We start from the raw sequence: 4,170 nt of genomic DNA on the forward strand, positions 1-4,170 counted from the left end.
CATCGCTTGCTAAACGGCGAGTCGATGAGATTCGTGATTTTCGTGGTGAACGCGAGGCCGATGATCCGGAACATGCGATCGTCGTGCTTCGTGATGCAGAAGCAGACGAACCACAGAAAAGCGAACAGCAGGAACGTCCAGAAGTGAATCAGCATGAACATCGCCCCGCAGACCATAAAGATGAGCAGGAACGGAGTACGCGGGATGCCGGCGTAGGTCGGCAAGCGCGTGGCGCCTTTAAACAGCGGAAATTCGCTTGCTTTCATGGGTCGTCCCCCTCAGCGGCTCGATTGACCTTGAGTCGGCCTTGTTACCGGTGTTGGTCAGGCGATGCCGAACAGGCCGACGAGGTACGAAGCGGAGCCGACGACGATCAGACCCACCACGCAGCGGACCGCGAAATCAGCGCGAACCAGGTGTGCAATCCAGCCGAGCGCGCAGGCGATAATGAGCAGAGCGGCACCGATGGGAATCCACTCCATCATCCAGGCCTGCAGGGAAGACAGCGCCGAGGAGCCGGTATCCGTGCCAGCCGCCATTGCGGTCGATGACGCGAGAAGGGTCAGGACGAGGGCCCCTGTCATCAGCCGGGCTCGACTGACGGTCGCGAAGAAAATTGCGACCGGGCGAGTAAGGGTACGAATAGCGACGACGTTCATCAAGGTTCTCCGGGTTTGGGATTCCAATCGGACAGCAACAATGAACCGCTTTCGACTCCGCATTTCTCGCGAAGCCATGAAGCCAACCAACCAACAACCTCAGGTCAGCCCAAGAGCGCACCTCCTCCTTCGCCTGCACACGTACCGAACACGTACCGAACAGACAACAACGTTTGCGCTGTCGTCGCCGATCTCGAAGAGTGGAAACCACTGCTTGATATCGACGCGTTGAATGGACACGGCCTGTAGGCGAGCGCGCTTAGCTTGGTCCTCCAGCTGTCGCTGAGGGATCAAATAAATCCGCATTCGTCATGGCTCCGGCTTCTTCAAGCCGAATGCGCCGGGATCGTCGTGAGCGAACGCGCCTTGACTTTCGTCGTCCCGGTCAGCCTTCGCGGTCGCGGCTTGAATCAGCCGCCTGCCGCCGGTTTTGTCGCCAGGGTCGCTATGGATCGCGGCGGCAGACACGGGTTGCGCTCCACTCACCGCGCTCGCGTCACTCGACAGGGCGGGGATTTGTAGAACTCGCGCCTGTGCGACTACGGCCTTCACGTAGCCGTTGGAGAATCCGCGCGTTTGCGAACCCGTGTTGTAGCAGGAAAGGGCGTGCAGCAGGGCTTTTTGCCCTTCCCCTTGATGCCTTGCTGCTCGGGCGTAGCAGCCCGTGAGGACAGCTGCCGCTGCCCGCAGATTCGTACATGGGTCAAGCAACTGTCGGCCGGTCAGGCCAAGTACCGCAAAGTTGGCCGAGTTCACCTGTCCATAACCCACGTCGAAATTCATACCCTTCGCCTGCAGCCAATCAATTGTGGCGGCCGCTTCTTCAGCATTAGCAGGCTGTCGAGGGAGGCGATAATTGCCGTTGACGTTGATCGCGAATTGCCGGTTGGTGGATTCGTGGGCCACGATCGAGCCCATGGTCACCGGGTTCACGTTGGGATAGCACGCGCTCGCAAGTGCCGCAATCTCGGCCGGCGTCGCCGCCACCGCGATCGAGGGCGCGCTCGCCAAAGACGCAGCAACGACGACCAAATGGTGAAGTTTGCTTAACCTAATTGATTCTTGAAATTTCATTTCAATCATCAATGCCAATGTGGCAGACAAAGAACGTGCAGTGTCAACGCAGGCGCAAAGAAACCAAGGAACCCAAACGGGTACACACTCGCTTCAATTCAGTTCATCGCGCAAGCGCAAAAGGCTCCAAATGGCGAGCCTCGCTATCGTGATCCGGCCAATCCGTTCAACACCCGGTGCGCTCGCGGCACGCGGCCCGAGTGGTTAAAGGCCTATCTGGAACAAGGCGCAGCTTCCGGACTTCGAAATTTGACACCGGGGGTTCAGCAATGGGGAGAGTCATCCCTCTTTCAGCCGGACGTAAGCGAGAGTTCGAGCCTCGCCATCGGCAACTCAGGATGCGGGTGTGCCGCAGCGATCGCCTCTCTGTCGGCGCGTTGTGCGCGCAATGAAGCACGTTGTGCTGGTCTTGCTGCGCGCGTTATGGGATGGCTCGCTGGACATCCTTCTGTCCTTATTGCGTTTGCTCGCGCGGCCCGCGAGATTCGTTCTTAAGCTCGGCATCATCGGACTTCTTCTCGGCTTGGTGATGGAAGGGATGAACCACTGGGGCGACCGGCACCTCTTGAGCATTGCAGGCGGCACAATCATCATATTGATACCGGCACTGGGGTTTTACGAGCGTTTGATAAATTGTCTTACACTTTATAGAAACAAATACCGATATGAGCATTATGAACGGCTATCTGGTTGTAAATGTTGCGGCGATTGTCGCCCTCTCCACCTCCTCTGTTGCTTTCGCCAAGGACCCATGCCGATCGCTCATTTGCATGGCAGGCAAGGTTCAAGGCGGCGTCGCGGGCAACGGCAGCAGCGACGGCGGTTGCTCCCAAGGCATCAGCGATTTCCTATCGATCATCAAAACGCACAACGGCCATATGGACTTGACTGCAACGTCGAAAGCGCGCCGGGACTATCTGAACTCCTGCCCCGGCGCTGCCGCCGACGCGTCTTCGGTTGACTCAGTTATTTCTAAGTTCGGAAGCGCCACGTTGTGACCCTTCATCGGCGAACCCAGCTCTAGGGTCGCTCGTCATCATGGGGCGGCAGCCATTCTGAGGGCGGCGTCATGGCGACATTGATTTTGCTGAATCGCGGGTAGTAAAAATGCCACTACAAAGCGTTTCGGAGGGTCGGATGGGTAGCTTGACGTTGTCGAACAACTCCTTCTGCTCGGAACTGAGCGTGGTGAGCCCGCTGGACGCATGCGTGCGATGCGGCGTGACCTGGCGAAGCCGAACGCGGCGCGCGATCTCCAATGCACGCTCCGGTGAGTAGGGGCTGTCGCGGTCCTTCAGTCATCATCGTGGGCAATACCCGATACAGCACGAGTGCGAGGAAGCAGATCAGCGCGGGCGCGCGGATGCGTTTCGGCAGCCGGTGGAACACGGGCGCGATGTCGATCTCCGACTTCAGCACCCCGAAGCCGCGCTCGATGTCGGCCAGCGATGGGTAACGGGCAACGATTTCGGGGGGCGTCAGACCCGCGACGTTCGTCACCCAGGATCAGCCTGCCGTGCAGCATCCGTGCCCGCGCCAGCGCCCGCTCATCGGTGTCGTAGGTGACCGGTCCGAGCGCACATCGACCTTCAGGACAGGCGAGCTTGGCTGCGCATACAGCCTGATAGAAGCGAGCCTTCACACCGCTGTCGGAGAATTGCCGACCTTTATGACGCTGCCCTTCGTCCTGTCCATCGAGTTGCCGGCAAGGGGCGCAGCCTCTGCCCCGTGCGCTGCGATTCGTGCGGCGCAGCGCAGCAGATGCTCGGCGTCGAACCGCCGATGGGGGCGCAAAACACGACGGAAAGCGTCGGCCATCCCGAACTGCTGCGAAAGTGCGGAGAGCATCCATGTGCGCCGACCGAGCGCGCTGGCGTGAACGCCGTGCTCGTCGCGCCAGCCCTCCAGGACGGACTGGCGCAGGCGGATCCCGTGATCGTGAGGAACATCGCACAACTACAGGCGACGCAATGCCTACTGGCAATGGCGCGAAGGCGTGCAGCAACAATGAAGTATCGGCGCGAACGGCTAAGCGCATGTTTATATCGCTCCCAAAACAACACAGGCTCAAAATCGAACCGTACCTGCCGAACTCGCGGACGCTGTTCGCGGTTTGTGAATATTCCCGGCAACCAGCGAGACTGGGCGAGCAGCCGTTCCGCCGTTTCCTCTACGACATCCTTCTTCATCTTTTCGAGCGACGCCGTGGCTTCCGGCAATACGGCGATACGGCAACGGACACGCCCTCAGCAATGAGCGATTTCGATCAGCTGGTTGCAGGTTTTTGGCCATCAAATATATTCCGGCTTACTAACAATCTCAAGAGTGCCGAGTTCTTGCTCGCCATTCACGGTCGCGGCTCGACGATCGAGAGCGTCAGTCCACTTCTCGGCGATCCGCTCCCGTTCTCCTAAGAGCCGCAGCACTTCTTGTATTT

At 59.2% G+C, this 4,170-nt stretch carries 7 protein-coding genes; 3 read left to right on the forward strand and 4 right to left on the reverse strand.

The annotated features are described in order from the left end of the window. The 3 genes from AWB78_RS41600 to AWB78_RS41615 form a co-directional block, all read right to left on the reverse strand. A partial coding sequence (locus tag AWB78_RS41600) for a VirB3 family type IV secretion system protein (RefSeq protein WP_062613008.1) occupies window positions 1–266 on the reverse strand: 266 nt, incomplete at its 3' end. 57 nt (window positions 267–323) lie between these two features. Continuing rightward, window positions 324–659: a TrbC/VirB2 family protein gene (locus tag AWB78_RS41605; protein WP_062613011.1), complete on the reverse strand. Its 336-nt coding sequence runs from the start codon at window positions 657–659 to the stop codon at window positions 324–326. A gap of 309 nt (window positions 660–968) precedes the next feature. Beyond that, a complete protein-coding gene (locus AWB78_RS41615) occupies window positions 969–1,733 on the reverse strand; it encodes a lytic transglycosylase domain-containing protein (RefSeq protein WP_074173716.1) in 765 nt (254 codons plus the stop codon). Between AWB78_RS41615 and AWB78_RS50070 the strand changes: the two genes are divergently transcribed. Together AWB78_RS50070 and AWB78_RS41620 are read left to right on the forward strand one after the other, a co-directional pair. Next, complete coding sequence (locus AWB78_RS50070) at window positions 1,722–2,228, forward strand: H-NS family nucleoid-associated regulatory protein (RefSeq protein ID WP_074173717.1); 507 nt, start codon at window positions 1,722–1,724, stop codon at window positions 2,226–2,228. The genes AWB78_RS41615 and AWB78_RS50070 overlap by 12 nt on opposite strands. Window positions 2,229–2,407: 179 nt before the next feature. Further along, window positions 2,408–2,731: a TrbM/KikA/MpfK family conjugal transfer protein gene (locus AWB78_RS41620; RefSeq protein WP_157697869.1), complete on the forward strand. Its 324-nt coding sequence runs from the start codon at window positions 2,408–2,410 to the stop codon at window positions 2,729–2,731. Between the two features lie 640 nt (window positions 2,732–3,371). On the opposite strand, the gene AWB78_RS41625 is transcribed toward AWB78_RS41620, so the two are convergent. Further along, window positions 3,372–3,581, reverse strand: a complete 210-nt coding sequence (locus AWB78_RS41625) for a hypothetical protein (RefSeq protein WP_157697870.1) — start codon at window positions 3,579–3,581, stop codon at window positions 3,372–3,374. 122 nt (window positions 3,582–3,703) lie between these two features. Between AWB78_RS41625 and AWB78_RS41630 the strand changes: the two genes are divergently transcribed. After that, window positions 3,704–4,147 (forward strand): hypothetical protein, encoded by a 444-nt coding sequence (locus tag AWB78_RS41630; RefSeq protein ID WP_157697871.1) that lies wholly within the window; start codon window positions 3,704–3,706, stop codon window positions 4,145–4,147. Window positions 4,148–4,170 lie beyond the last annotated feature (23 nt).

The sequence above is a fragment of the Caballeronia calidae genome (assembly GCF_900044055.2).
GTDB lineage: Bacteria > Pseudomonadota > Gammaproteobacteria > Burkholderiales > Burkholderiaceae > Caballeronia > Caballeronia calidae.

Coding starts and splice junctions, on each gene's coding strand:
- AWB78_RS41605 (WP_062613011.1), bottom strand. CDS start 659: ATGAACGTCGTCGCTATTCGTACCCTTACTCGCCCGGTCGCAATTTTC.
- AWB78_RS41615 (WP_074173716.1), bottom strand. CDS start 1,733: ATGAAATTTCAAGAATCAATTAGGTTAAGCAAACTTCACCATTTGGTC.
- AWB78_RS41620 (WP_157697869.1), top strand. CDS start 2,408: ATGAACGGCTATCTGGTTGTAAATGTTGCGGCGATTGTCGCCCTCTCC.
- AWB78_RS41625 (WP_157697870.1), bottom strand. CDS start 3,581: ATGCTCTCCGCACTTTCGCAGCAGTTCGGGATGGCCGACGCTTTCCGT.
- AWB78_RS41630 (WP_157697871.1), top strand. CDS start 3,704: ATGCCTACTGGCAATGGCGCGAAGGCGTGCAGCAACAATGAAGTATCG.